This is a genomic window from Pseudomonas sp. TH39(2020), from assembly GCF_016650715.1.
GTDB classification, from domain to species: domain Bacteria; phylum Pseudomonadota; class Gammaproteobacteria; order Pseudomonadales; family Pseudomonadaceae; genus Aquipseudomonas; species Aquipseudomonas mandelii_C.
In genome coordinates, this window is record NZ_JAEKFF010000006.1 from 2,524,343 (window position 1) to 2,550,937 (window position 26,595).

The 26,595-nt window shown below is 60.4% G+C and carries 27 protein-coding genes and 1 riboswitch; of the genes, 18 read left to right on the forward strand and 9 right to left on the reverse strand.

The genetic code is table 11. The features are described from left to right. Positions 1 to 165 precede the first annotated feature (165 nt). From mdcA to madM, 9 genes are all read left to right on the forward strand, one after another. Entirely contained in the window at positions 166 to 1,836 is a 1,671-nt protein-coding gene (gene mdcA / locus JFU47_RS19280) for a malonate decarboxylase subunit alpha (protein WP_134420658.1), read from the forward strand. After that, the gene (locus tag JFU47_RS19285; RefSeq protein WP_201184925.1) at positions 1,836 to 2,693 is read left to right on the forward strand and encodes a triphosphoribosyl-dephospho-CoA synthase; all 858 of its coding nucleotides are present in this window, start codon (positions 1,836 to 1,838) and stop codon (positions 2,691 to 2,693) included. Before mdcA ends, JFU47_RS19285 begins: the two co-directional genes overlap by 1 nt. Further along, positions 2,693 to 2,992 carry a malonate decarboxylase subunit delta gene (locus tag JFU47_RS19290; protein ID WP_008026217.1) on the forward strand — a complete coding sequence of 100 codons (300 nt, stop codon included), beginning with the start codon at positions 2,693 to 2,695 and terminating at the stop codon, positions 2,990 to 2,992. The genes JFU47_RS19285 and JFU47_RS19290 overlap by 1 nt, the downstream gene beginning before the upstream one ends. Continuing rightward, positions 2,985 to 3,836 (forward strand): biotin-independent malonate decarboxylase subunit beta, encoded by an 852-nt coding sequence (locus tag JFU47_RS19295; protein ID WP_201184927.1) that lies wholly within the window; start codon positions 2,985 to 2,987, stop codon positions 3,834 to 3,836. Before JFU47_RS19290 ends, JFU47_RS19295 begins: the two co-directional genes overlap by 8 nt. Next, a complete protein-coding gene (mdcE, locus tag JFU47_RS19300) occupies positions 3,833 to 4,636 on the forward strand; it encodes a biotin-independent malonate decarboxylase subunit gamma (protein WP_201184929.1) in 804 nt (267 codons plus the stop codon). Before JFU47_RS19295 ends, mdcE begins: the two co-directional genes overlap by 4 nt. After that, positions 4,630 to 5,250 (forward strand): malonate decarboxylase holo-ACP synthase, encoded by a 621-nt coding sequence (locus JFU47_RS19305; RefSeq protein WP_201184932.1) that lies wholly within the window; start codon positions 4,630 to 4,632, stop codon positions 5,248 to 5,250. Before mdcE ends, JFU47_RS19305 begins: the two co-directional genes overlap by 7 nt. Next, positions 5,247 to 6,158: a malonate decarboxylase subunit epsilon gene (mdcH, locus tag JFU47_RS19310; RefSeq protein WP_201184934.1), complete on the forward strand. Its 912-nt coding sequence runs from the start codon at positions 5,247 to 5,249 to the stop codon at positions 6,156 to 6,158. The genes JFU47_RS19305 and mdcH overlap by 4 nt, the downstream gene beginning before the upstream one ends. A gap of 65 nt (positions 6,159 to 6,223) precedes the next feature. Next, positions 6,224 to 6,640, forward strand: a complete 417-nt coding sequence (gene madL, locus JFU47_RS19315; protein ID WP_201184936.1) for a malonate transporter subunit MadL — start codon at positions 6,224 to 6,226, stop codon at positions 6,638 to 6,640. Between the two features lies 1 nt (position 6,641). Continuing rightward, complete coding sequence (gene madM / locus JFU47_RS19320; protein ID WP_140674991.1) at positions 6,642 to 7,406, forward strand: malonate transporter subunit MadM; 765 nt, start codon at positions 6,642 to 6,644, stop codon at positions 7,404 to 7,406. 110 nt (positions 7,407 to 7,516) lie between these two features. Here the strand turns inward: madM and JFU47_RS19325 are convergent, their stop codons facing one another. Then, entirely contained in the window at positions 7,517 to 8,431 is a 915-nt protein-coding gene (locus tag JFU47_RS19325; protein WP_140674988.1) for a LysR family transcriptional regulator, read from the reverse strand. A gap of 138 nt (positions 8,432 to 8,569) precedes the next feature. On the opposite strand from JFU47_RS19325, the gene trhA reads away from it, so the two are divergent. Further along, positions 8,570 to 9,187 carry a PAQR family membrane homeostasis protein TrhA gene (gene trhA, locus JFU47_RS19330; protein WP_201184939.1) on the forward strand — a complete coding sequence of 206 codons (618 nt, stop codon included), beginning with the start codon at positions 8,570 to 8,572 and terminating at the stop codon, positions 9,185 to 9,187. 59 nt (positions 9,188 to 9,246) lie between these two features. On the opposite strand, the gene JFU47_RS19335 is transcribed toward trhA, so the two are convergent. Next, positions 9,247 to 10,209 carry a LysR family transcriptional regulator gene (locus tag JFU47_RS19335; protein ID WP_201184941.1) on the reverse strand — a complete coding sequence of 321 codons (963 nt, stop codon included), beginning with the start codon at positions 10,207 to 10,209 and terminating at the stop codon, positions 9,247 to 9,249. 107 nt (positions 10,210 to 10,316) lie between these two features. On the opposite strand from JFU47_RS19335, the gene JFU47_RS19340 reads away from it, so the two are divergent. The 3 genes from JFU47_RS19340 to JFU47_RS19350 are packed head-to-tail and all read left to right on the forward strand — an operon-like array spanning position 10,317 to position 12,856. Further along, positions 10,317 to 11,579, forward strand: a complete 1,263-nt coding sequence (locus JFU47_RS19340) for a D-amino acid dehydrogenase (RefSeq protein WP_201184943.1) — start codon at positions 10,317 to 10,319, stop codon at positions 11,577 to 11,579. After that, on the forward strand, positions 11,576 to 11,926 hold the full coding sequence (locus JFU47_RS19345) for a RidA family protein (protein ID WP_123369137.1): 351 nt from the start codon (positions 11,576 to 11,578) through the stop codon (positions 11,924 to 11,926). The genes JFU47_RS19340 and JFU47_RS19345 overlap by 4 nt, the downstream gene beginning before the upstream one ends. A 27-nt stretch (positions 11,927 to 11,953) precedes the next feature. Then, complete coding sequence (locus tag JFU47_RS19350; RefSeq protein ID WP_140893698.1) at positions 11,954 to 12,856, forward strand: transporter substrate-binding domain-containing protein; 903 nt, start codon at positions 11,954 to 11,956, stop codon at positions 12,854 to 12,856. 46 nt (positions 12,857 to 12,902) lie between these two features. On the opposite strand, the gene JFU47_RS19355 is transcribed toward JFU47_RS19350, so the two are convergent. Together JFU47_RS19355 and JFU47_RS19360 are read right to left on the reverse strand one after the other, a co-directional pair. Then, complete coding sequence (locus tag JFU47_RS19355; protein WP_201184945.1) at positions 12,903 to 13,622, reverse strand: 16S rRNA (uracil(1498)-N(3))-methyltransferase; 720 nt, start codon at positions 13,620 to 13,622, stop codon at positions 12,903 to 12,905. Between the two features lie 145 nt (positions 13,623 to 13,767). Beyond that, a complete protein-coding gene (locus JFU47_RS19360) occupies positions 13,768 to 15,174 on the reverse strand; it encodes an adenosylmethionine--8-amino-7-oxononanoate transaminase (protein ID WP_201184947.1) in 1,407 nt (468 codons plus the stop codon). A gap of 222 nt (positions 15,175 to 15,396) precedes the next feature. Here JFU47_RS19360 and JFU47_RS19365 point away from each other — a divergent pair, with 222 nt between their 5' ends. The 3 genes from JFU47_RS19365 to JFU47_RS19375 all read left to right on the forward strand — a co-directional run bounded on the left by JFU47_RS19365 (position 15,397) and on the right by JFU47_RS19375 (position 18,595). Continuing rightward, positions 15,397 to 17,154 carry a flavin monoamine oxidase family protein gene (locus JFU47_RS19365; RefSeq protein ID WP_201184949.1) on the forward strand — a complete coding sequence of 586 codons (1,758 nt, stop codon included), beginning with the start codon at positions 15,397 to 15,399 and terminating at the stop codon, positions 17,152 to 17,154. A 263-nt stretch (positions 17,155 to 17,417) separates the two neighbouring features. After that, positions 17,418 to 17,969, forward strand: coding sequence for a cytochrome b (locus JFU47_RS19370; protein WP_201184951.1), 552 nt, complete (start codon positions 17,418 to 17,420; stop codon positions 17,967 to 17,969). 32 nt (positions 17,970 to 18,001) lie between these two features. Then, positions 18,002 to 18,595 (forward strand): YceI family protein, encoded by a 594-nt coding sequence (locus tag JFU47_RS19375; protein WP_201184953.1) that lies wholly within the window; start codon positions 18,002 to 18,004, stop codon positions 18,593 to 18,595. A 55-nt stretch (positions 18,596 to 18,650) separates the two neighbouring features. Here JFU47_RS19375 and JFU47_RS19380 read toward each other — a convergent pair whose 3' ends face one another. Next, positions 18,651 to 19,487 carry a LysR substrate-binding domain-containing protein gene (locus JFU47_RS19380; protein WP_242485126.1) on the reverse strand — a complete coding sequence of 279 codons (837 nt, stop codon included), beginning with the start codon at positions 19,485 to 19,487 and terminating at the stop codon, positions 18,651 to 18,653. Positions 19,488 to 19,665: 178 nt separating this feature from the next. Here JFU47_RS19380 and JFU47_RS19385 point away from each other — a divergent pair, with 178 nt between their 5' ends. Next, positions 19,666 to 20,037 carry a nuclear transport factor 2 family protein gene (locus JFU47_RS19385; protein WP_201184958.1) on the forward strand — a complete coding sequence of 124 codons (372 nt, stop codon included), beginning with the start codon at positions 19,666 to 19,668 and terminating at the stop codon, positions 20,035 to 20,037. 86 nt (positions 20,038 to 20,123) lie between these two features. Here the strand turns inward: JFU47_RS19385 and JFU47_RS19390 are convergent, their stop codons facing one another. From JFU47_RS19390 to ahcY, 4 genes are all read right to left on the reverse strand, one after another. After that, positions 20,124 to 22,016, reverse strand: coding sequence for a DEAD/DEAH box helicase (locus JFU47_RS19390; protein ID WP_201184960.1), 1,893 nt, complete (start codon positions 22,014 to 22,016; stop codon positions 20,124 to 20,126). 223 nt (positions 22,017 to 22,239) lie between these two features. Further along, positions 22,240 to 23,055, reverse strand: a complete 816-nt coding sequence (locus JFU47_RS19395) for a substrate-binding periplasmic protein (protein ID WP_201184962.1) — start codon at positions 23,053 to 23,055, stop codon at positions 22,240 to 22,242. Between the two features lie 192 nt (positions 23,056 to 23,247). Further along, positions 23,248 to 24,093, reverse strand: a complete 846-nt coding sequence (metF, locus tag JFU47_RS19400) for a methylenetetrahydrofolate reductase [NAD(P)H] (RefSeq protein WP_201184964.1) — start codon at positions 24,091 to 24,093, stop codon at positions 23,248 to 23,250. Between the two features lie 70 nt (positions 24,094 to 24,163). Beyond that, positions 24,164 to 25,573 carry an adenosylhomocysteinase gene (gene ahcY / locus JFU47_RS19405; protein WP_201184966.1) on the reverse strand — a complete coding sequence of 470 codons (1,410 nt, stop codon included), beginning with the start codon at positions 25,571 to 25,573 and terminating at the stop codon, positions 24,164 to 24,166. Between the two features lie 23 nt (positions 25,574 to 25,596). Further along, positions 25,597 to 25,699, reverse strand: a riboswitch (S-adenosyl-L-homocysteine riboswitch). 357 nt (positions 25,700 to 26,056) lie between these two features. On the opposite strand from ahcY, the gene JFU47_RS19410 reads away from it, so the two are divergent. Next, positions 26,057 to 26,461, forward strand: a complete 405-nt coding sequence (locus tag JFU47_RS19410) for an acyl-CoA thioesterase (RefSeq protein WP_201184968.1) — start codon at positions 26,057 to 26,059, stop codon at positions 26,459 to 26,461. Positions 26,462 to 26,595: the final 134 nt, after the last annotated feature.

Consider the following 26,595-nt stretch of genomic DNA (forward strand, 5'->3'; position numbering starts at 1 on the left):
GCCCCTCTGGGGAGAGGGTTAGGGTGAGGGGTGGATTTAACTCACACAAAAGAAAACCAGACCAACCATTACCCTGACCGTAACAATCCAACACTCCGCTTGATTGATGCCCCCCACCCAATGCTCCTAAGGTGACTCCCACGACAGCGAACCCGTGGAGTGGTCATGACAACAACAATATCCCCCGACTCGCGATGGACGCGGCGGCGCAGCGAAAAGCAGCGGCGTCTCGAGCTGGTACGGGGTCTCGCCGACGGTGTGGTCTTGCCCACCGACAAAATCGTTGCGGCGCTGGAGGCATTGATCCTGCCCGGCGACCGTGTGGTGCTGGAGGGCAATAACCAGAAGCAGGCGGATTTCCTCTCCCGCTCCCTGGCCAAGGCTGATCCCGCGAAGCTGCATGATCTGCACATGATCATGCCCAGCGTCGGACGCTCCGAGCATCTGGACCTGTTTGAACGCGGTATCGCCCGCAAACTCGACTTCTCTTTCGCCGGCACCCAGAGCCTGCGTATCAGCCAGTTGCTGGAAGATGGCCTGCTGGAAATCGGCGCGATTCACACCTACATCGAGCTCTATGCGCGACTGGTGGTCGACCTGATCCCCAACGTCGTGCTCTCGGCCGGTTTCATGGCCGACCGTGCCGGCAACATCTACACCGGCCCGAGCACCGAAGACACGCCCGCATTGATCGAACCGGCCGCCTTCAGTGACGGCATCGTCATCGTCCAGGTCAATCAACTGGTGGACGATGTCAGCGAGTTGCCCCGCGTCGACATCCCCGCGTCCTGGGTAGATTTCGTGGTGGTGGCCGACAAGCCGTTTTACATCGAACCGCTGTTCACCCGCGACCCGCGCCACATCAAGCCTGTGCATGTGCTGATGGCGATGATGGCGATCCGCGGGATCTACGAAAAACACAACGTCCAGTCCCTGAACCACGGCATCGGTTTCAACACCGCCGCCATCGAATTGATCCTGCCGACCTACGGCGAATCCCTCGGCCTGAAGGGCAAGATCTGCCGCAACTGGACCCTCAATCCGCACCCAACCTTGATCCCGGCCATCGAAAGCGGTTGGGTCGAAAGCGTGCATTGCTTCGGCACCGAATTGGGCATGGAAAACTACATCGCCGCCCGGCCCGACGTGTTCTTTACCGGGCGCGATGGCTCCCTGCGCTCCAACCGGATGTTCTGCCAACTGGCCGGGCAATACGCGGTGGACCTGTTCATCGGCGCCACGCTGCAAGTCGATGGCGACGGCCATTCCTCCACCGTGACGCGCGGCCGCCTGGCCGGTTTCGGTGGTGCGCCGAACATGGGCCATGACCCGCGCGGTCGTCGTCACGGCACCCCAGCCTGGCTCGACATGCGCCATGACGATGCGCCCGAAGCGCTGCTGGAGCGGGGCAAGAAACTCGTGGTGCAAATGGTCGAGACTTTCCAGGAGGGCGGCAAACCGACCTTCGTCGAAACCCTCGACGCAGTCGAAGTGGCGAGAAAAAGCGGCATGCCGCTGGCGCCGATCATGATCTACGGCGACGACGTCACCCACCTGCTGACCGAAGAAGGCATCGCCTATTTGTACAAGGCGCGTTCGCTGGAAGAACGTCAGGCGATGATCGCGGCCGTGGCCGGAGTCACCGTCATCGGTCTGCGCCACAACCCGAAAGACACCGCGCGCATGCGCCGTGAAGGCCTGATCGCCTTGCCCGAAGACCTCGGTATCCGCCGCACCGACGCCACCCGCGAATTGCTGGCGGCTAAAAGCGTGGCTGATCTGGTCGAGTGGTCCGGTGGCCTCTACAACCCGCCCGCCAAGTTCAGGAGCTGGTAATGCACGCCTTTAACCTGCAACCGAAAACCCTGTCCCTGGCTGAGCGGCTGGCGGATCTGGCCGTGGACGTGCTGATTGACGAAGCGGACCTGTCGCCGAAACCGGCGCTGGTCGACCGTCGCGGCAATGGCGCGCACACCGATTTGCACCTCGGGCTGATGCACGCCTCGGCGCTGTCCCTGTGGCCGGCGTTCAAGGAAATGGCGGAGGCCGCCACCGAATTTGGCGAGGTCGGTCTGCCACTGCGCGAAGCCATTGGCCTGATCGGTCGTGAAGGCGAGGAAGTGATGCTCGCCACCACGGGCGGGGTGAACACCCATCGCGGGGCGATTTGGGCCTTGGGTCTGTTGGTCGCGTCGGCTGCACTGGAACCCGAATCCACGGCTGCAGGCTCGATCACTTTGCGCGCCGCACGTCTGGCCTTGCTCGACGACCGCTACGCGCCGCGTCCTCTGAGCCACGGTGCGCAAGTCGCCCAGCGTTATGGCGCTCGCGGTGCCCGTGAAGAAGCGCAGCTCGGTTTCCCGGCAGTGATTCAACGGGCGCTGCCGCAACTCAAACGCAGCCGCGCCGCCGGTCATGGTGAGCAGAACGCCCGGCTCGATGCCTTGCTGGCGATCATGACAAATCTGGCCGACACCTGCGTCCTCTACCGCGCCGGCGAACAAGGCCTGCAGACCATGCAACTCGGCGCGCAAGCCGTGCTCGATGCGGGCGGCAGTGCCAGCCTCGGCGGTCGTCGTCGTTTGCATGACTTGGATGAACAACTGATCGCGTTGAACGCCTCGCCCGGCGGCGCTGCTGACTTGCTCGCCGCTTGCTTGTTCATCGACCGCATCGAATCCGGAGCTTTCTGATGGAAACCTTATCTTTTGAATTCCCTGCCGGGCAGCCGCCACGCGGCCGGACGCTGGTGGGCTGTGTCGGCTCGGGCGATCTGGAAGTGCTGATCGAGCCGGGCCAGGCCGGTAAGCTGACGATCAAGGTGCAGACCTCGGTCAACGGCGCCGAACAACGCTGGCAGCATCTGTTCGCGCGGATGTTCGACGGTCAGACACCGCCGGCGATGGCCATCGATATCCACGATTTCGGCGCGACGCCTGGCGTGGTGCGCTTGCGTCTGGAACAAGGCTTTGAGGAGATCGGCCATGATTGACAATGCAACGCTCCTCGACAAACACAGCTTCGTCGAACTCGGCGCCCGGCAACGGGCGAAAGCCTTGCTCGACGCGGGCACCTTCCGCGAATTACTCGACCCGTTTCAGCGCGTCATATCGCCGTGGCTGTCGCGTCAGGGCGTAGTGCCGCAAGCCGATGACGGCGTGGTGATCGCCAAGGGCAGCATCGGCGGTTTGCCGGTGGTGATCGCCGCGATCGAAGGCGCGTTTCAGGGCGGCAGCCTCGGTGAAGTCGGCGGGGCGAAGATTGCCGGTGCGCTGGAGCTGGCGGCCGAAGACAACCGCAATGGCATTCCCACTCGCGCCGTATTGCTGCTGGAAACCGGTGGCGTGCGTTTGCAGGAAGCCAACCTCGGGCTGGCGGCGATTGCCGATATTCATGCGGCGATTGTCGATCTGCGTCAATACCAGCCAGTGGTGGGTGTGGTGGCGGGCAGCGTCGGCTGCTTTGGCGGGATGTCGATTGCCGCCGGGTTGTGCAGTTATTTGCTGGTGACTCAGGAAGCGCGGCTTGGCCTCAACGGTCCGCAAGTGATCGAACAGGAAGCCGGGCTTGAGGAATACGACTCCCGTGATCGTCCTTTCATCTGGAGCCTGACCGGTGGCGAGCAACGTTTCGCCAGTGGTTTGGTGGATCGTTTTGTCGCTGACGATGTGGCGCAGGTTCAGCAGCAGGTCGGTGAATTGCTCAAGCAAGGTTTGCCTGCGCAACAACGCAGCCGTCAGGCCGAGCTGTTCCTGCAACGATTGGCCCGTCTGGACGCCGAGCCGCAAATCGAGCCGTCGACGGTTCGCGATCTGTATCAAGGAGAGCGCTCATGAGTTCGTATTCCCTGAGAGGTTTGAACTGGTTCAACGCCTTGAGTGCGGGCGCCAAACCGGTTGATGGTTTGCCCGCTTCGTTGAAGGTTGCCGACGGTGTATTGGGTGACCAACCCGTTCGCTTTATCGCGGTGGTGGCTGATCCCGACAACCGTTTCGTCCGCGCCCGCAATGGCGAGGTCGGTTTGCTGGAAGGTTGGGGACTGGCCAAAGCCGTGGATGACGTCATCGCAGCGGATCTGGATAAATCGCAGAAACGCGCCTTGATCGCCATCGTCGATGTGCCGAGTCAGGCCTACGGTCGGCGCGAAGAAGCACTCGGCATTCATCAGGCCCTGGCCGGTGCCGCAGACAGTTATGCCCGCGCCCGACTGGCCGGCCATGCCGTGATCGGTTTGCTGGTGGGCAAAGCAATGTCCGGGGCGTTTCTCGCTCATGGGTATCAGGCTAATCGGCTGATTGCCCTGCGCGATCCGGGCGTGATGGTTCATGCGATGGGCAAGGCTTCGGCGGCGCGGGTGACGTTGCGCAGCGTCGAAGAACTCGAAGCACTGGCCGCCAGCGTGCCGCCGATGGCGTATGACATCGACAGCTACGCGAGCCTTGGGTTGCTCTGGGAAACCTTGTCGGTGGAACAGATCGAGCAGCCGACGGCGGCGGATCTGACGCGGGTGACTGAATGCCTGACCCAGGCGATTGGCGATGTCGCCACCAGTGGCCGAGACCTGAGCAGCCGCTTGGGCGCGAGCAACCGCGCGGCGTCGAGCCAGGTGCGCCAATTGCTGAGAGAGCAGTGGTGAACACGCTTTTGGCCCACGACCTGCTCTGGGGGATGACCCCGGAGCAGTTGCCTGCGGATGCACCTTCGTGGGTGATCGAGTCGATCAGTGCGGGTCAACCGGTGGTGGTTCGGCGTGCGTTGAGCGCGGCGGATCACATCGCGGTCGGTGTGCGTGGACGTTTGCGTGAGCAGCGCTATGCAACGGTGATGTCGGTCGATGCAATCCAGCGACAAGTCCGGCCGGAAGCGCTTTGCCATGTCTCGATTGATCGGGATTTACCGGCAGTGCGCGCCCTCAATCAACTGCGGCCGATGCTCGATTCCTGTGAGTGGGTTTGGGGTGTCAGCGGCAGTGCCGGGTTTGAATTGGCCAGCGGTTTTCAGGCATTGCATGAGGGCAGCGATCTCGACTTGATCCTCCGCACACCGCGACCGTTGGATCGTGTGCAGGCGCAGGAACTGGTGAAGATTCTCGATGCTGCTGTCTGCCAGGTGGACATGCAGTTGCAGACGCCATTCGGTGCAGTCGCCTTGCGCGAATGGGCCAGCTCTGCACGTCGGGTTTTGCTGAAAAATGCGAGCCAGGCTTTTCTGGTGATTGATCCGTGGAATCCACAGGAGCAAGCAGCGTGAGCAGCTTGCTGGTGTTCCCCGGCCAGGGCGCGCAGCAGCCGGGCATGCTGCATCGTTTGCCTCGCGAGACGGTGATCGAGGCGAGTGAAGTGCTTGGCGAAGATACATTGCGGCTGGATTCTGCCGAGGCGTTGAAATCGACAAGGGCCGTGCAGCTCTGCCTGCTGATCGCTGGCGTCGCGGCTTCACGCCAGTTGTTAATGACGGCGGATTACGTGGCGGGATTGTCCATCGGTGCTTACCCGGCGGCAGTGGTTGCCGGTGCCTTGAGCTTCAGCGATGCGCTGCATCTGGTGAGCCTGCGCGGTGAATTGATGCAGCAGGCTTATCCACAGGGTTACGGCATGACCGCGATCATGGGACTGGATCTGGCCACGGTGGAAAGTTTGCTGGCGCAGGTTCACAGCGTCGACACGCCGGTTTACCTGGCCAACATCAACGCCGATAACCAGGTGGTGATTGCCGGCAGCGATGGCGCGATGAAAGCGGTCGCCGAGTTGGCGAAAGGTCGCGGTGCGGGCTTGACCAAACGTCTGGCCGTCAGCGTGCCGTCCCACTGCCCGCTGCTGGACGCACCTGCGAAAACCCTGGCCGAAGCCTTCGCCAAGGTGCAGCTGAAAACACCGGCACTGGGCTACCTGAGCGGCAGTCGCGCCCGGCCCATCATCAACATCGAAGCCTTGCGCGATGACCTGGCTTTCAACATGTGCCGCGTGGTGGATTGGCGCGGCACGGTACAAAGCGCCTACGAGCGCGGCGTACGTCTACAGATCGAACTGCCGCCCGGTGCGGTGCTGACCGGGCTGGCTCGCCGGGTGTTCGAGCAGGGCACCGTGATTGCCTTCGACGGTGCGCGGCTCGATACCTTGCAGGCGCTGTTGCGTGAGGAGGGAAGCCGCCAACCCTAGAACACCGACTCAGGCCTTCGAACAACAAAAACAACATTCGACGATGCACTTTGAGGACGACAACAATGATTATTTACGGTGTGGCACTGTTGGCGATTTGTACGCTGGCAGGGGTGATCGTGGGCGACATGCTTGGCGTGTTGCTGGGCGTGAAATCCAACGTTGGCGGTGTCGGGATCGCGATGATCCTGTTGATCTGCGCGCGGTTGTGGATGCAAAAACGCGGCGGCATGACCAAGGATTGCGAGATGGGCGTCGGCTTCTGGGGCGCCATGTACATTCCGGTAGTGGTCGCGATGGCCGCGCAACAGAACGTCGTCACCGCCCTGCACGGCGGCCCGGTGGCGGTGCTGGCGGCGATCGGTTCGGTGGTGATCTGCGGTTGCACCATTGCGCTGATCAGCCGGACTCACAAAGGCGAACCGTTGCCCGATGAACCGGCGGAAGTAACGCCGGTCGGCACTCCAGTAGGAGGTCGCTGATATGTGGGAACTCATTGAGAAGGGTCTGGCCAATAACAGTCTGGTCACCGCGTTCGCGTTCGTCGGCGTGATCATGTGGGTGTCGGTGGTGCTGTCCAAGCGCCTGACATTCGGACGGATTCACGGTTCGGCGATTGCCATCGTCATCGGGCTTGTTCTGGCCTGGGTCGGCGGCACGATGACGGGCGGGCAAAAAGGCCTGGCGGATCTGACGCTGTTTTCCGGCATCGGTCTGATGGGCGGCGCGATGCTGCGGGACTTTGCGATCGTTGCCACGGCCTTCGAAGTGCAAGCCACCGAAGCGAAAAAGGCCGGTTTGATCGGTGTGATTGCGCTGCTGCTGGGCACGATCCTGCCATTCATTGTCGGCGCAAGCATGGCCTGGGCGTTCGGTTATCGCGATGCGATCAGCATGACCACCATCGGCGCGGGTGCGGTGACCTACATCGTCGGGCCGGTGACCGGGGCGGCGATTGGCGCGAGTTCGGATGTGGTGGCGTTGTCGATTGCCACCGGGTTGATCAAGGCGATTTTTGTGATGGTCGGCACGCCGATGGCCGCACGCTGGATGGGGCTGGATAACCCACGTTCGGCGATGGTGTTTGGCGGGCTGGCCGGGACGGTGAGTGGTGTGACGGCCGGGTTGGCGGCGACGGATCGGCGGTTGGTGCCTTATGGCGCGTTGACCGCGACGTTCCACACCGGGCTTGGGTGCTTGCTTGGGCCTTCGTTGTTGTACTTCATTGTTCGCGGGATTGTCGGCTGACCCGCTGATCTTCGCTGATTGTACCGACGCCTTCGCGAGCAGGCTCGCTCCCACAGTGGAATGCATTCCAGGGTGGGAGTGAGCCTGCTCGCGATAGGGGCGCCGCGGTCTCAAGCCTGGCGATTGGCATACATCCGACACTCCGCCAGCAACGCCAACAGATTCGGATCCCGCTCCTTGGCCTTCAAGAACACCACCCCAATGTGCTGCTGCAACCGATACTTTTCCTGCAACGGAATCAGCTTCACCCGGTTCTCATACACCGCCGCAATCCGTCCCGGCAGCAACGCATAACCCACTCCCGAGCTGACCATGCTCAGGAGGGTGAAGATGTCGTTGACCTGCATCGCCACCTTCGGTTCGAACCCCGCCTGCTTGAACACCCGATTACCGTCCTGGTGCGTGGCAAAGCCCTGGGTCAGCGTAATGAATGTCTCGTCGCGCACTTCGGCGAGATCAACTTCGGTCCGTTGGGCAAACCTTGAATCAGCCGGTGTGGCAAGAAAGATGTCGTCGGAAAACAGCTGAATCTGCTCGCAGTCCGGGTCGTTGACGCTCTCGTCCAGCGACACCAGGATCGCGTCGACTTCCATGTTCTTGAGCTTGTAGAGCAGGTCGAAGTTCGAGCCGAGGATCAGGTCGATGTTGAGTTCGCTGCGGCGGATCTTCAGGCCCATGATCAGCTGCGGCACCGTTTTCACCGTCAGCGAATACAGCGAGCCGAGCTTGAAACGCTCGGCGGAGAACCCGGCGGCTTCGCGGGTCAGGCGCACGGTTTCGACCACGTCCTGAATCAGCTTCTGCGCGCGTTCTTCCAGCACATAAGCGCTTTCCAGGGGCGTGAGATTGCGGCCTTCGTGCTTGAACAGCGGGCAGCGCAGGGCGCTTTCCAGGGAATGGATCGCCCGGTGCACGCTGACGTTGCTGGTCTGCAATTCGGCAGCGGCACGGGCCAGGTTGCCGGTGCGCATGAAGGCCAGGAACACCTCGAGTTTTTTCAGGGTCAACTCTTCATCGATCAGCATGGGCGTGGCTCTTATCCGAATAACTCGATTGTGCACGTATGTGGGTTCTTGGGGGATTTGTGTTTTGAAACATTGCGCTTTTACCCTTCAGGCCTGAGCCTTGCGCGATGTTGCAACGAATCTTGAGGTGAGCAACGCATGTATCACGGAGAAAGATTGAACGCCTGGACGCATCTGGTCGGGGCGGTGGCAGCGGTTGTCGGGGTGGTGTGGATGCTGGTGATCGCCGGCATGGACGGCAGCCCGTGGAAGATCGTCAGTGTGGCGATTTACGGGTTCACCTTGTTGGTGCTTTACAGCGCGTCGACCGTTTACCACAGCGTGCGTGGGCGCAAGAAGGCGATCATGCAGAAGGTCGATCACTTTTCGATCTACCTGCTGATTGCCGGCAGCTACACGCCTTTTTGCCTGGTGACATTGCGCGGGCCGTGGGGCTGGACGCTGTTCGGGATTGTCTGGGGATTGGCGCTGATCGGCATCCTGCAAGAAATCAAACCGCGTTCGGAAGCGCGGATTCTGTCGATCGTGATCTACGCGGTGATGGGCTGGATCGTGCTGGTGGCGGTCAAGCCGTTACTGGCGGCGTTGGGCAGTACAGGTTTCGCCTGGCTGGCATCGGGTGGCGTGCTGTACACCGTGGGCATTGTCTTTTTTGCGCTGGATAGTCGTTTGCGCCATGCCCACGGGATCTGGCACCTGTTCGTGATCGCCGGGAGTTTGCTGCACTTTGTGGCGATTATGTTTTACGTCTTGTAGACCGCACTGCAGCTATTTGAAAAACCTGTGGGAGCGAGCCTGCTCGCGAAAGCGTCATGTCAGGCGACATCATCGCTGACTGATCCACCGCATTCGCGAGCAGGCTCGCTCCCACAGGGGCACAGGCGATCCAGTTGTGCCTGCGCCCGTCGGCTGAACACCTGCAACAAGTCGCTCAAGGTATGGGGTGGCGGTTCGTCGGCGCGGGTGACTGCATACAACGTGATCGGTAACGCGGGTGCCAGAGGTCGAATCGCCGTGGTGGCGGGGGACGCGCCGAGCGCGGTAAACGGGTCGATCACCGCCAGCCCGGCACCGGATTCAACCATCGCCCGCGCCAGCGAATAGGTCTGCACGGCGATGCGAACCCGTGGCGGCGGATCGACTGCCTCAAGGTAGCTGTCGAGCCTGGCCGCCAGCGGGTCGGCGCTGGACAGGCCGATCAGCGGCGCACCGGCCAGTTCGATCAATGGCAACGGTTGGCCCAAGGCGTCGTCGGTCCAATAGCCCAACGGCGCCAGCGCCACCAAAACCCCGCAGGCCAAGGGCTGCGCCTTCAGGCCCGGATGATCCGGCGGTTGCAAGGTCAGCGCGACATCCACTTCGCGCATCAACAAATTCTGCATCAGCTCACGGCTGTGGGCGCTGGACAGTTCGCAGACGATGTCCGGGTAGCGTTGCGTCCACTCGTTGATGGCCGGCGGCAGCAGCGACAGGGCCAGCGCCGGGATCGCGCCGATCCGTACGCTGTGACCCGGCTCGCGACGCAGGCTCTGGGCCAGACGTCGCACGCCTTGCAGGCTTTCGGTGACCTTGTCGACTTCGCGCTCAAGCTCCAGCGCTTCGGGCGTCGCCTGCAATTTGCCGCGCACCCGCAGGAATAACGGAAAGCCCAGTTGCTGCTCGGCGTGTTGCAGCACTTTGCTCACCGCCGGCTGCGACACGTGCAGCAACTGCGCGGCGCCACTGACCGAACCGGTCTGGCGAATGGCCTGGAAAATCTCGATGTGTCGCAGTCGCATGGCAAGTCCATAACCTTTGTTTATGGGGCAGGCATCTTTATGCATTGTTCAACGGCTGTCACCTGGTCCTAACCTGAAGCCTGTTTCAACAACGGTTAAGGACAGACATGGCTCAGCGGGTTTGCATCATCGGTGGTGGCGTCATCGGCCTGACGACGGCTTACGCACTGGTGCGCGACGGCATCGACGTGACGCTGATCGAGGCCCGGGATTCGTTGGGCAGCGAGACCAGTTTCGCTAACGGCGGCCAGTTGTCCTACCGTTACGTCGCGCCACTGGCCGATGCCGGCGTACCGTTGCAGGCGCTTGGCTGGATGCTGCGCGGTGACTCGCCGTTGAAGCTGCGCCCACGCCTGGACCCGGCGCAATGGCGCTGGATGGCGTCCTTCCTGGCGGCCTGCCGTCGTTCGGTGAATCAGCGCAATGGCGCGCACCTGCTGCGTCTGGCGCTGCTGAGCCAGTCCACGCTGCAAGGCTGGCGCGAAGAAGACCGCCTCGACGGTTTCGGCTGGCGGCGTAACGGCAAACTGGTGACGTTTCGTGAAACCGCCAGTTTCGAACACGCTCGCCATGGCCTGGCTGATCCGCAACAGCAGCACGTGCTTTCGCGGGCCGAATGCGCACAGCTGGAGCCTGCACTGGCCGAGGCGCCGTTTGTGGGCGCGATTTATACGCCTGACGAAGAAGTCGCCGATTGCCATGCTTTCTGCCAGCAACTGCTGGCTCGACTCAAGGTGTCGGGGCGTTGCGAGTTTTTGCTCGGGCGCAAGGTGACCGGCATTCGCCACGCGGACGGTGCGGTGCAGGCCGTAGAAATGGGTTCGCAAGTGCTGCCGGTCGAGCAACTGGTGATTGCCGCAGGCCATCGCAGTCCGGCGCTGGCATTGCCCGGCATGAACCTGCCGCTGTATCCGCTCAAGGGCTACAGCCTGACCTTGCCCATCCGCGCCGAACATCGTGCGCCGGAGCTGAGCATTACCGATTACAACCGCAAAATCGTTTATGCCCGCCTCGGTGACCAACTGCGCGTGGCGGCGATGGTCGACATTGTCGGTTTCGACCCGGCGCTCGACCCCAAACGCCTGGCGCTGATCAAGCGCCAGGCGCAGGAAACCTTACCCAATGCCGGCGATTACGATGCCGCCATCGAATGGGCCGGCATGCGTCCGGCCACCCCCAGCGGCGTGCCGTTGATTGGCGCTACGGCGTACCGCAACCTGTGGCTCAACCTCGGCCATGGCGCCCTGGGTTTTACCCTGGCTTGTGGCAGCGCTCGGTTGCTCAGCGAGTTGATCGCGCGGCGCACCCCTTCAATCGAAATGCTGGGCCTCGCCCCCGCGTCGCCTGACTTGAAAAGGAAAAACCGATGAGCATTAACCGTATCAACAGCAACAGCCGGCTCTCTGGCGCGGTGACCTTTGGCGATCTGGTATTTCTCTCGGGACAGGTTCCGGGTGACAGCCCCGACGTCACCGGCCAAACCGCCGAAGTGCTGGCGAAAATCGATGCGTTGCTGGCCGAAGCTGGCAGCGACAAGGATCATCTGCTCAACGCGACCATTTACCTGAACGACATTGGTCGCGACTTTGCCGCCATGAACGAGGTCTGGTCGCAGTGGTTGTCGCCGGGCAAGGCGCCGACCCGCACTACTTTGCAGGCGCAACTGGCCCGTCCAGAGGTTCTGGTGGAAATCACCGTGATCGCCGCCCGCCGCTAATCAACTGACCTACAACGGAGAATAACAATGCAAAAAATCACGTTGATCGGCTGCACCCTCGGCCTGCTGCTCGCCAGCCAGGTCCAGGCCAACGAAGCGCCACTGACCGGCACGCTGAACAAGGTTGCCAATGCCAAGAGCATCACGCTGGGCTATCGCGACGCATCGGTGCCGTTCTCCTACGTGGGTGATCACACGGGGCAGCCGATGGGCTATTCGGTGGACCTGGCGAGCAAGATTGTCGAGCGCATCAAGCAAAAGCTTGAACTGCCGGATCTGCAGGTGAAGTACAACCTGGTGACCTCGCAGACGCGCATTCCGCTGGTGCAGAACGGCACGGTCGACCTTGAGTGCGGTTCCACCGGCGTGACGGCCGAGCGCATGCAGCAAGTGGCGTTTTCCTACGGGTTTATCTACGTGAAGGGGCAGTTGCTCACGGCGAAGGACAGCGGCATCAAAAGCTTCGCCGACCTGCGCGGCAAGAACGTCGTGACCACCGCCGGCACCACCAATGAACGGTTTCTGAAGAGCTACAACGTCGATCACAAGGTCGATATGTTCGTGATCAGCGCCAAGGACCACGGCGAAGCCTTCCAGATGTTGCAGTCGGGTCGGGCGGCGGCGTTCTATATGGACGACGCGCTGCTTTACGGCGAACGCGCCAAGGCCCGCGATCCGCATAACTGGGTGGTGGTGGGTGAGGAGCAGTCGCGGGAAATCTACAGCTGCATGGTGCGCAAGGACGATCCGCAGTTTCTCGAGTTGGTGAACTCAACCCTCGCCGATCTGTACAGTTCGGGCGAGATCAACGGCATCTATCAGCGCTGGTTCCAGCAACCGATTCCACCCAAAGGCCTGAACCTGGAATTCCCGATGACCAGCGAACTGAAGGCAATCATCGCCAAACCGGTGAGTGATCCGGTGCAATAGCTCCTGACTGATCGTTCCCACGCAGAGCGTGGGAACGATCATGGGGTCAGAAGTCGCCCCACAGTTGTTGGGCCACCGCCAATGCCACCACCGGTGCGGTTTCGGTGCGCAACACGCGAGGGCCGAGGCGGGCAGCGTGAAAGCCGCCAGCCTTGGCCTGCTCGACTTCAGCGTCGGACAATCCGCCTTCCGGGCCGATCAAAAACGCCAGCGTCGCCGGCTTCGCATGAGTCACCAACGGCTCGGCCACCGGATGCAGCACCAACTTCAATTCTGCTTGAGTCTGCTTCAGCCAATCGGCCAGCAGCAGCGGCGGGTGAATCACCGGCACCCGTGAACGCCCGCATTGCTCGCACGCGCTGATCGCCACCTGGCGCCAGTGCATCAGGCGTTTGTCGGCGCGCTCGTCTTTCAGCCGGACTTCACAGCGGTCGCTGAAGATCGGGGTGATTTCAGTGACGCCCAGTTCGGTGGCTTTCTGAATCGCCCAATCCATCCGCTCGCCACGGGACAAGCCCTGGCCGAGATGGATCTGCAAGGGCGACTCGACCTGCCCGGCGAAGCTTTCATCAATCTGCACGACGACGCGCTTCTTGCCGACCTCCACCAGCGTGGCGCGAAACTCATGGCCCGAACCGTCGAACAGTTGCAGCGCATCACCCTCGGCCATGCGCAACACGCGGCTGATGTAATGGGCCTGGGCCTCGGGCAACTCGTGTTCGCCGGTGCTCAAGGGGGCGTCGATAAAGAAGCGGGACAGTCTCATGCTGGGTCTCTGTAATTCATGTGAAGATCATGGCGACGCCTTCGCGAGCAGGCTCGCTCCCACAGTTGACCGCGTACATCCTGTGGGAGCGAGCCTGCTCGCGAAGGCGTCAGCCCTGACGCCACGAAAGCTTAAGTGAAATCAATTAGCCCGGATCGCGGAAGCCCGGATGAAAGTCTTTCGGCACCGAAACACTGACGCTATCGCGGGTCGCAATGTCGATGCCTTCGCTGGCCACTTCGGCCAGAAAGTCGATCTGTTCAGGCGTGATCACGTACGGCGGCAGGAAGTACACCACGCTGCCCAGCGGTCGAAGTAAAGCACCACGCTCCAACGCATGCTGGAACACTTTCAAGCCGCGACGTTCCTGCCACGGATAAGCTTCCTTGGTGGCCTTGTCCTTGACCATCTCGATGGCCAGTACCATGCCGGTCTGGCGCACTTCCGAAACGTTCGGGTGATCGGCCAGATGCGCGGTGGCGCTGGCCATGCGCAGAGACAGCGCCTTGTTGTTCTCGATGACGTTGTCTTCTTCGAAGATATCCAAAGTCGCCAATGCCGCCGCGCACGCCAGCGGATTGCCGGTGTAGCTGTGGGAATGCAGGAAGGCGCGCAGGGTCGGGTAGTCGTCGTAGAACGCGCTGTAGACATCTTCGGTGGTCACGCAGGCCGCCAACGGCAGGTAACCGCCGGTCAGGGCCTTGGACAGGCAGAGGAAGTCCGGGCGGATACCGGCCTGTTCACAGGCGAACATCGTCCCGGTGCGGCCGAAGCCGACGGCGATTTCGTCGTGGATCAGGTGTACGCCATAGCGGTCGCAGGCTTCGCGCAGCAGTTTCAGATAAACCGGGTGGTACATGCGCATGCCGCCGGCGCCCTGAATCAGCGGCTCGACGATCACCGCAGCGACGGTGTCGTGGTTCTCGGCCAGGGTCTGTTCCATGGCAGCGAACATGTTGCGCGAATGTTCTTCCCAGCTCATGCCATCAGGGCGCAGGTAGCAATCGGGGCTCGGCACCTTGATGGTGTCCAGCAGCAGGGCCTTGTAGGTTTCGGTGAACAGCGGCACGTCGCCCACCGACATCGCCGCCATGGTCTCGCCATGGTAGCTGTTGGTCAGGGTGACGAAGCGCTTCTTGTTTGGCTGGCCGCGGTTGAGCCAATAGTGAAAGCTCATTTTCAGCGCGACTTCGATACAGGACGAACCGTTATCGGCGTAGAAGCACCGGGTCAGGCCTTCCGGCGTCATTTTCACCAGGCGCTCGGACAGCTCGATCACTGGCTGATGGCTGAAACCAGCAAGGATCACGTGCTCCAGCTGATCGACCTGATCCTTGATGCGTTGGTTGATCCGCGGGTTGGCGTGACCAAACACGTTGACCCACCAGGAGCTGACGGCGTCGAGGTAGCGTTTGCCTTCGAAATCTTCCAGCCAAACGCCTTCACCGCGTTTGATCGGGATCAGCGGCAGCTGTTCGTGGTCTTTCATCTGGGTGCAGGGATGCCACAACACCGCGAGATCGCGTTGCATCCACTGATTATTCAGGCCCATTTTCAGTCTCCTCGAGGCGGCTCGCGACGTGCGCGGGCAAACAATCGGGCAAGCCTATGCAATGCGCGTCACGGGGACAACCCATTGTGTGGATTGAGCTACTTTGTATAGGTGGATAGACGTCGCTGGCGGCCTTTTGATGGCTGACGTATTCTTCGCGGTTCTTTGAGCCGTCTGGCTCGTAAAACCGTTATGTCCTCGTGTATTTCCGGAGTTCTCTGAATGTCTGCTGGTTGGCTGCGCGCCTGTGCGCTGGTGATGTTGGGGCTGTTCAGCGTGTCTGCGCTGGCCAAGGATAAAACCGCGATCGTGATCGGAGGAGGGCTGGCCGGCCTCACCGCTGCTTACGAACTGCAAAACAAGGGCTGGCAGGTCACCCTGCTGGAAGCCAAACCGAGCATGGGCGGTCGCTCTGGCATGGCCACCAGTGAGTGGATCGGCAACGACAAGACCCAGCCGGTTCTGAACAAATACGTTTCGACATTCAAGCTGACCACCACGCCAGCCCCTGAATTCGTGCGGACTCCTGGCTACCTGATCGACGGTGAATATTTTACCGCCGCCGATCTGGCGACCAAACAGCCGGCCACCGCCGAAGCGCTGAAACGTTACGAAAAGACCCTGGATGATCTGGCGCGTTCGATCGCAGACCCGCAGAACCCGGCCGCCAACAGCACACTGTTCGCGCTGGACCAGATCAACGTGGCCAACTGGCTCGACCGTCTGAACCTGCCAGCCACGGCACGTCAGTTGGTGAATCAGCAGATTCGTACCCGTTATGACGAACCGTCGCGCCTGTCGCTGCTGTACTTCGCACAGCAAAGCCGCGTCTACCTTGGCGTTGCCGACCGTGACCTGCGTGCTTCGCGCCTGCCCGGCGGCAGCCCGGTGCTGGCACAGGCCTTCGTCAAACAACTGAAAACCATCAAGACCAGCTCTCCGGTCTCGGCGATCACTCAGGACAAGGACGGCGTGACCGTCAAAGTCGGCAGCGTTGGCTACCAGGCTGATTACGTCGTTGTGGCCGTGCCACTGCGCGCACTGAACAAGATTCAGATGACTCCGTCGCTGGATGCCCAGCACATGGGCGCGATCAAAGGCACCAACTACGGTTGGCGCGACCAGATCATGCTGAAGTTCAAGACGCCCGTGTGGGAAAGCAAGGCGCGGATGACCGGCGAGATCTACAGCAACGCCGGTCTGGGCATGTTGTGGGTTGAGCCGGCGCTGAAGGGCGGCGCCAACGTGGTGATCAACCTGTCCGGCGACAACGCGCGCGTGATGCAAGCCTTCGGCGATAAGCAGATGGTCGATCAGGTGCTGATCCGTCTGCACGCCTTTTATCCACAGGCGCGCGGTTCGTTCACCGGTTATGAAATCCGCCGCTACAGCACCGACCCATCGATGGGCGGCGCTTACCTGGCATTCGGTCCTGGCCAGATCAGCAAGTACTGGCGTCTGTGGGAGCGTCCGATTCAGCGTGTAGCCTTTGCCGGCGAACACACTGACACCTTGTACCCGGGCACGCTGGAAGGTGCATTGCGCACCGGTCAGCGGGCAGCCAGTCAGGTAGAAGACCTGGCGGCCGGCAAGTCGTTTGAACCGGCGAAGGTTGTTCCGGCAGCGACCGTTGCGGCGGCCGGCGCGGTAGCGGCGAAGAAAGGTAACTTCTTCACCAACCTGTTCGGTGGTTCCGACGACAAACCGGCACCGGTCAAGGCGCCAGAGCCAGTGGCTCCGGTTGCTCCGGCACCGGCTCCAACACCTGAGCCGGCCCCAGCGCCAGCACCGGTAGAAGCGCCGAAACCAGCGACCCCGGTGAAAGCCGAACCAGCCAAAAAAGCCCCGGTCAAAGCTGCGGCGAAAAAACCTGCGGCCAAAACCGAGGCTAAAAAGGCCCCGGTGAAGAAGGCTGAACCGGCGAAGAAAGTAGCGGTCAAGCCCGCTGCGACTCCGGCCACAGATACCAAAGCGCAGTAAGCTTCGGGATTAAAGAAACGCGGCAGAAATGCCGCGTTTTTTTATGCCCGAAGAAAACCAATATCAAGAATCGAATAAACCTTATGGCGCAGGTGTTCTTTAGTTGGACTTCATTTTTTCTTACACAGGGGTCTTTAATCTTTCCTTAACTCACCCATTTCAGACTCTTGATCGTATTTCTCGATACTTCAAAGCGAAATTTTCCGCTTTAACTCGATAGATAACTCGATAGTCTTGGGCGCAGTTCTCACAGGATTTGGGCAATGCAGCTACGTAATTCTTCTTCGCGCTACGGTTGGGTCAGCATTTTCATGCACTGGGGCGTGGCGCTGGTGGTCTTCGGTCTGTTTGCATTGGGCTTGTGGATGGTCGGTCTCGACTACTACAGCGTCTGGCGCAAAGACGCGCCCGACTTGCACAAGAGCATTGGCCTGGTGTTGTTAGTCGTCATGGTTCTACGGGTGCTGTGGCGTTTCATCAGCCCGCCACCACCCGCACTTGAAAGCTATAGCCGCATGACGCGCATTGGCGCCATGTTCGGCCATTTGTTCCTGTATTTCAGTCTGTTCGCTGTGATGATTGCCGGTTACCTGATTTCCACCGCAGAAGGTGTCGGGATTCCGGTGTTTGGCCTGTTTGAAGTTCCTGCACTGGTTTCCGGACTACCGGATCAGGCAGACACCGCTGGTGTGATTCATCTGTATCTGGCGTGGGTGCTGGTCATTTTTTCCGGTCTCCATGCGTTTGCAGCACTGAAGCACCACTTTATCGATCGTGATGCGACCCTGACGCGAATGCTGGGCCGCAAAGCTTGAAGCTCAACCTCGACTCCAAAGGAATAGAAAGCATGTTGAAAAAGACGCTCGCCGCTCTGGCAATCGGTTCTGCTCTGCTGTCCGCTAACGTGATGGCGGCTGACTACGTCGTCGACAAAGAAGGCCAGCACGCCTTCGTTGACTTCAAGATCAGCCACCTGGGCTACAGCTTCATCACCGGTACCTTCAAGGATATCGATGGCAAGTTCAGCTTCGATGCGGCCAAGCCGGAAGCCAGCAAGATCGAGTTCAACGTGAACACCGCCAGCGTATTCACCAACCATGCCGAGCGCGACAAGCACATCGCCAGCGGTGACTTCCTGAATGTGAGCAAGTTTGCCAAAGCCACGTTTGTTTCCACCAGCGTCAAACCCACCGGCAAGAACGCCGCTGGCAAAGACACTGCGGACGTGACCGGTGACCTGACCCTGCTGGGCGTGACCAAGCCGGTCGTGGTCAAGGCCACTTTCCTGGGTGAAGGCAAGGACCCATGGGGCGGCTACCGTGCTGGCTTTGAAGGCACCACCAGCATCAAGCGTTCCGATTTCGGCAAACAGAAAGATTTGGGCCCAGCGTCCGACGCGGTCGAGCTGTATGTGACGTTTGAAGGTGTCAAAGCGAAGTAAGCTGTTTGCGTCATCAAAACGCCGACCTCAGGGTCGGCGTTTTGCTGCCTGGTGTTCAGGAGAGGCTGCTTTGGTAGTCGGCGATTTCATTGCGTAGCCAAGTCAGCAGGCTCGCCAACTGCGCCGAGCGTTGTGTGTGGGTCGGCCAAAGCATGAAATAACGGGATGCGTGCAGCGGTTCAACGTCGGTCAGTTTAACCAGTTGCCCGCACTGGATCATGGCGTGAGCAATCGAGCGACGGGTTAGCGCGATTCCATAACCCAGGCGCGCCGCTTCAAGCATCAAAGTCGAGTCAGTGAACTCTAGTGCCGCGAGCGGACGCATCTGTTCAACGCCAGCAGCAGCAAGCCAGGTCGACCAGCTTTCACTGGCGTGGAGTAATGGATGTCCCAGAACGGACTCGGCATCGACAGGCAAGCATCCTAGATTGAATCCCGGCGCGGCGACGACCAACAAGGAGTCCTGCATCAACGGCTCACAGTGCACATCTGGCCATTTTCCGTGGCCAAACCGGATCGCCGCATCGATCAGGCCGCCCTCGAAACTTGAAAACTCCATACTGGCTGCCAGCTTGAGGCGCAATCCGGGCTGCGCGTCGATAAACCCTTGCAAGCGTGGCAATAGCCAAAACATTCCAAAGGACGGCAGCACCGAAAGGGTCAGTTGCGGGTGTCGGGTTTTGGACAGGAATCTTTCCGTTACCCCGGCAATTTCACCCAGGGTTTGCCGGATCTGATAGGCGTACACACGCCCCTCTTCTGTCAGCACCACACCGCGGCCACTACGTTCAGTCAGTCTAACGTCCAGGTATTCCTCCAGCGAGCGTATCTGGTGGCTGACAGCGCTGTGGGTGACGTGCAGTTCCAATGCCGCGAGGTTGACCTTGCCCAATCGTGCCAAGGCTTCAAAGGCCCGGAGGGCCGCTAGCGGAGGTAGTTTCAATAGGTGAATTCCATTCACTGAACCGGGCAGAAATCGCCGCTATACATGAATTGACGAGGCTACGGATAATCCGTCTCACGCTCAGTGAGCGTTGGTGACTTCATTTCCGCTCGACAAGGATCCGTACATGCTAATCAATGAAATTCAGAGAATGTTGGAGAACTACTTCAGCGCGTTGCAAAACCAGGATTTGAACCGGTTTGACGAGGTTTTCCATCCCGGCTGTGTCCTCTATAGCGCTCAGGACGGGGCGGTAACGGTGCGTCCTTACGCAGAATATCGCGCCATCGTACAAGGACGTCAGTCGCCGCAGGAGCGCGGGTTTGCGAGCCTGGATGAGATTTTGATGATTGACGTCATGTCTCCGGAAATGGCAATGGTCAAGGTGCGTCTGCGACTGTTCGACAATGTCATGGTTGATTATCTGAACGTGATGAAAGTCGATGGCCGCTGGATGATCGTTGCCAAACTCTTTCATAAAGAAGGAAGCGTTGCGTGAGTGCGGCGGTTTGACCAAAAACGATCGTGATGATCGGTACAAACAAAAACGCCCCGAACCAGTCGGGGCGTTTTTGTGAGTGACACTCAGCGATTGCGGGTTAGCAAGGCTGGTTTCTCGCCGCGCGGACGGCCTGGCAGTTGATCCAGTTGCTCAGGAGTCGGGAACCGATCGGTTTTCGACTCTTTATGGATGATCTTCGGTGCCGGGCCACGCGGGTTCTGCACGGCCGGTTCCGAACGAGGCTGGTCGTCGGTACGGGCCGGGCGGCGGTTGCGGGACTCTTCGCGACGGGCCTGGCCGTCACGTGGAGCACCATTGCGTGGGCCGCTGCGCTTGGCCGGCGGCGTGCCGGTGGTAGCACCATCGCTGCTGCGTGGGCCGCTTTGACGACCCTGAGGCTTGCCGCCGCCGCCAGTGCGTGGAGTACCTGCACCTGCGCCAGCTGCGGCGCCTTGTGCCGGAGCACCCGGACGGCGACCACGGCCCTGAGCCGGTTTGGCTTGAGGAACGTAGTCGACGCGGTTACCGAAGTTATCAATATCGTCGTCCAGGAACTCGTCCGGAGCACGGTCTGCAGCAGCAGCGCGTGGTGCTGGACGCTGTTGTTCGCGGGCCGGAGTGCCTTCGCGTGGCTTGTGTTCACGCGCCGGGCGATCACCACGGCCAGTGGCTGCAGGTTTTTCCTTGCCGCCCTTGTCCTTGCCTTTGTCTTTACGACCGCCACCACCACCGGTGCCGTTCGGGCCGTCGCCGCGCGGGCCACGTGGGTTGCGCGGGTTACGCACATCCGGACGCTCGCGGACTTCAGGCTTCTCGGCTTCTACAGCGCTGGAATCGAAGCCCATCAGGTTGCCGTCGGCAATCTTCTGCTTGGTCATGCGTTCGATGCTTTTCAGCAGCTTTTCTTCGTCCGGAGCGACCAGCGAGATCGCTTCGCCCGAACGACCGGCACGGCCGGTACGACCGATACGGTGAACGTAATCTTCGTCGACGTTTGGCAATTCGAAGTTGACCACGTGTGGCAACTGATCGATGTCCAGGCCGCGAGCGGCGATGTCGGTGGCGACCAGGATGCGCACTTCGCCGGCCTTGAAGTCGGCCAGGGCTTTGGTGCGAGCGTTCTGGCTCTTGTTACCGTGGATCGCAACGGCGCTGAGGCCGTGTTTGTCCAGGTACTCGGCCAGACGGTTGGCGCCGTGCTTGGTGCGGGTGAACACCAGCACCTGTTCCCAGGCGCCAGCGGTAATCAGGTGCGCCAGCAACGAACGCTTGTGGCTGGCGGCCAGGCGGAACACGCGCTGTTCGATACGCTCGACCGTGGTGTTCGGCGGCGTGACTTCGATGCGTTCCGGGTTATGCAGCAGCTTGCCGGCGAGGTCGGTGATGTCTTTGGAGAAGGTCGCCGAGAACAGCAGGTTCTGACGTTTGCTCGGCAGACGGGCCAAGACCTTTTTCACGTCATGGACAAAGCCCATGTCGAGCATGCGGTCGGCTTCGTCCAGCACGAGGATTTCCACGTGGGATAAATCGACGCTGCCTTGGCCGGCGAGGTCGAGCAGGCGGCCAGGGCAGGCCACCAGCACGTCAACACCGCGGGACATGGCCTGAACCTGTGGGTTCATGCCGACGCCGCCGAAGATGCAGGCGCTGACGAACTTCAGGTCACGGGCATAAACCTTGAAGCTCTCGTGTACTTGAGCCGCGAGTTCGCGGGTAGGGGTCAGGACCAGTACGCGCGGTTGGCGCGGGCCGTGACGCTGGGATTTGTCCGGGTGACCGTTGGGGAACAACCGCTCCAGAATCGGAAGGGCGAAGCCGCCGGTTTTGCCAGTACCTGTCTGAGCCGCGACCATCAGGTCGCGACCTTGCAACACGGCGGGAATGGCCCGCTGTTGCACCGGAGTAGGCTCGGTATAGCCCGCTGCCTCGATGGCGCGGACTAAAGCCTCGGAGAGACCGAGGGAAGCAAAGGACATGAGTAATCCTGTTTTAGTTAGGGCTTGGCCCAATGGGAGTCTTGCCTGGCGCGAATGGCGTTTAAGAGGAACGCAATCCCGTCCGGTCCTGCTGGGCCAAGAAGGCTCATCTGGAGTGCTCGCGCGGGCTGAAAAGCTGCGCTGTAGCGGGGTCGAGATGCCTTGAACAAGTCCGAGCGTCCGGGCGTGAGCCTGGCGGGAAGGCCGGAGTATAACAGAGCAATCACTGCGCGCCGCTTTCCTGCTGCTCAACGGTTTTTCCGTTGGCGGCGGTGGCTCTGGTGGCTTTGATCTCGGCGGCCGGTTCGGCGCCGTAACGGGCGCTCAATTCAGCGTACGCAGGCTCGCGCTTGAAGCGTTTGAGTTCGGCGCCGAAGCGCTGCACCAACAAGTCCATGCCGGCGTTGCGGCGTACTGCCAGGTACTGGCTCTGGTGGCTGATGACGGTCGGGTTTTCGGTAATCTTGTCGCGGATGCCCAATTCGTCGAGTAAGTGCTGACCAACCCTGCGATCAGTGATCAGCAGGTCGATCCGCCCGCGCACCAGTTTGCCGAAGTTGGCTTCATGGGTCGGTGCCGGTTCGCGAATGAACAGGGTCGATTCGCTGAAGTCCTGGCTGTACAGATAGCCTGGGGACGTGCCGATGGTCAGCCCTTTCAGGTCGGCCAGGGTGTGAAAAGGGTGGGGCCGCTCATTGGCGTAGAACATCACGAACTCCACTTCCGAGAGCGGTTCGCCGGGGTAGAGCAGGGTGGCGTCGCGCTCATCGCTGTGGAAGATGTCCAGCGCGCCATCTGCCTGGCCCGTTTCAAGCATCGACAGGCAGCGTTTCCACGGCAGGAACTGCCATTCCACTTCGATCCCCAGGCGTTTGAATACGATGGCCGTGGTTTCGTAGTCCAGCCCCAGGGATTTGCCGTTTTCCTCATAGACGTATGGCGCCCACGGCTCAGTGACAATGCGCAGCTTCTCGCCCCGAGCGGCGAAGCTCAGGCAAGTAAAAATAACCATGGTCAGTAACTGCGCGATCAAAGGCATGACTTGAGATTACGACGAGAAACCGGAAAGAGCCAGAAATGGGATCCAGAAGCTCTAACTCAGTGTGTGCTGCACAATAAAAGGGCGTTAAAAGCAAAAGATCGCAGGCTGCGAAAGCTCCTACGGGGATTAAACACGCCCGATGTAGGAGCTGGCGAAGCCTGCGATCTCTTGGTCTTGCTTTAACGGCTTTTAGCGCGGCAACTTCAGGTTTTTCCACACCGCCAGGCTCGGTTCGGCCTGGTTCAGCGTGTAGAAGTGCAGCCCTGGAGCGCCACCCTGCAGCAGGCGTTCGCACATCTCGGTGATGACTTGCTCACCAAAGCCTTGAATGCTCTGGGTGTCGTCGCCGTAGGCTTCCAGCTGCTTGCGGATCCAGCGCGGAATTTCCGCACCGCAGGCATCGGAGAATCGCGCCAGTTTGCTGTAGTTGGTGATCGGCATGATCCCCGGAACGATCGGGATGTCCACGCCCATCGCCCGTACACGCTCGACGAAGTAGAAGTAGCTGTCGGCGTTGAAGAAGTACTGGGTGATCGCACTGTTGGCGCCAGCGTTGGCCTTGCGCACGAAGTTGGTCAGATCGTCTTCGAAATTGCGCGCTTGCGGGTGCATTTCCGGGTAGGCGGCGACTTCGATGTGGAAATGATCGCCGGTTTCTTCACGAATGAATTCAACCAGGTCATTGGCGTGGCGCATTTCACCACTGGCCATACCCATGCCGGAAGGCAGGTCACCGCGCAGGGCAACGATACGGGAGATGCCGGCTGCCTTGTATTGAGTCAGCAGGCCGCGCAAGTCGTCCTTGCTGTCGCCAACGCAGGACAAATGCGGTGCGGCAGGGACTTTGACTTCGCTTTCGAGCTGCAACACGGTGTTGAGGGTGCGATCACGGGTCGAACCACCAGCGCCATAGGTGCAGGAGAAGAAGTCAGGATTGTAGGTCGCCAGATGACGGGCAGTGGCGATCAGTTTTTCATGCCCAGCATCGGTCTTCGTAGGGAAGAACTCGAAGCTGTAGCGACGGTCTTGGGACATGGTCATATCCTTGGAACTCATAAGCCGGGAAGGCTTGCACGGTCCATGTGGGAGCGAGCAGCAGGGCGAATCAGTAGCGGTAAGCGTGCGGCTTGAACGGACCTTCAACGGTCACGCCGATGTAGTCGGCCTGGGTCTTGGTCAGTTGAGTCACAACGCCGCCGAAACCGCGGACCATTTCCAGGGCCACTTCTTCGTCGAGTTTCTTCGGCAGTACTTCAACGGTCAGGCGCTCGGCTTTCTGGGCTGGCGACAGGTCGGCGTACTTCTGGCCGAACAGGAAGATCTGAGCCAGAACCTGGTTGGCGAACGAACCGTCCATGATGCGGCTTGGGTGGCCGGTTGCGTTGCCCAGGTTAACCAGACGGCCTTCGGCCAGCAGGATCAGGTAGTCGTCGTTCTGAGCGTCGAAAGTGCCCGGGCCAGTACGGTGAACCTTGTGAACCTGTGGCTTCACTTCTTCCCATGCCCAGTTCTTGCGCATGAAAGCCGTGTCGATTTCGTTGTCGAAGTGACCGATGTTGCAGACCACAGCACGCTTCTTCAGGGCTTTGAGCATGTTTGCGTCGCAAACGTTGACGTTGCCGGTGGTGGTCACGATCAGGTCGATCTTGCCCAGCAGTGCTTTGTCGATGCTTGCTTCAGTGCCGTTGTTGATACCGTCGATGAACGGCGAAACCAGCTCGTAACCGTCCATGCAGGCTTGCATGGCGCAGATCGGGTCAACTTCGGAGACTTTAACGATCATGCCTTCCTGACGCAGGGACTGGGCCGAACCCTTGCCCACGTCACCGTAACCGATGACCAGCGCTTGCTTGCCGGACAGCAGGTGATCGGTACCGCGCTTGATCGCGTCGTTCAGGCTGTGACGGCAGCCGTACTTGTTGTCGTTCTTGCTCTTGGTCACCGAGTCGTTGACGTTGATGGCCGGGATTTTCAGCTCGCCCTTGGCCAACATGTCCAGCAGGCGGTGAACGCCGGTGGTGGTTTCTTCGGTAACGCCGTGGACGCGGTCCAGGATCGCCGGGTATTTCTTGTGCAGCAACTCGGTCAGGTCGCCGCCGTCGTCGAGGATCATGTTGGCATCCCAAGGCGCGCCATCTTTGAGGATGGTTTGCTCCAGGCACCACTCGTACTCTTCTTCGGTTTCGCCTTTCCAGGCGTAAACCGCGATGCCGGCAGCAGCGATAGCGGCAGCGGCCTGGTCCTGAGTCGAGAAAATGTTGCAGGACGACCAACGCACTTCGGCACCCAGGGCAACCAGGGTTTCGATCAGCACGGCAGTCTGGATGGTCATGTGGATGCAGCCGAGGATCTTCGCGCCTTTGAGCGGCTGCTCACCGGCGTACTTGCGGCGCAGACCCATCAGGGCTGGCATTTCGGATTCGGCGATGATGGTTTCGCGACGGCCCCAGGCAGCCAGGGACATGTCGGCAACTTTGTAATCGTTAAAATCTGCAGGCGTGATAACAGCGCTCATGATGAGCCTCCATTCGTAATGTATGCGAATGGGCGCCGTTGTGCGTTTAGTGTCTGACCGATAACGGTCAAGCAACGCCCCATCCGAGCCTGACAGGTCTAGCCTGCTGCAGCGCCCCTCGGACAGGTGGCGGGAAAACGGTATCAGGTGGCCCGCATGGCCAGTTTTTTCAGCTCAACTTCGGCGCCAAAAGCCCAGATCCTACGTTGCTGTTCCTCGCCATAGCTGGCTATGACTCGTCACAGCGCCTTGGCTCTGGACTTCTGGCATCCGAATTTGAGCTGAAAAACTGGCCATGCGGGCCACGTGAAGATGACCGTTTTGAAACGGTGGCGATTATAGCCGTGTGAGCGATACTTCCAAAGCGTTTCTGTTGGTCAATGTCTGAACGGTAATCGAGACCATAGTCGATGCGTAATAGAGCTCTAGGTCGGGCTCTGCCATGATGCCCACCATCATTCGGCAAGACGCTCAGGAGTGAATATGAATTTCCACACCCGCAAATGGGTAAAACCCGAAGACCTCAACCCCAACGGCACGCTGTTCGGCGGCAGCCTGTTGCGCTGGCTCGACGAAGAAGCGGCGATCTACGCCATCGTCCAGCTGGGCAATCAGCGTGTGGTCACCAAGTACATTTCCGAGATCAACTTCGTCAGCGCCTCGCGCCAGGGCGACATCATTGAACTGGGTATCACCGCCACCGAGTTCGGGCGCACCTCAATCACCCTGAAGTGCGAAGTGCGTAACAAGATCACCCGCAAAAGCATCCTCACGGTGGAGAAGATTGTCTTCGTCAATCTGGGTGAAGACGGCTTGCCCGCGGCACACGGCCAAACCGAGATCAAGTACGTCAAAGACCAGTTCAAGGATGATGGCATCAACGAGTGATATCGGCGGCGCGCCCTTCGCGAGCAGGCTCGCTCCCACATTTGATCTTCAGCGAATACAAACGCTGACAACGACTGAGATTCATTGTGGGAGCGAGCCTGCTCGCGAAAGCGGTCTACTGGTTAACGATGATT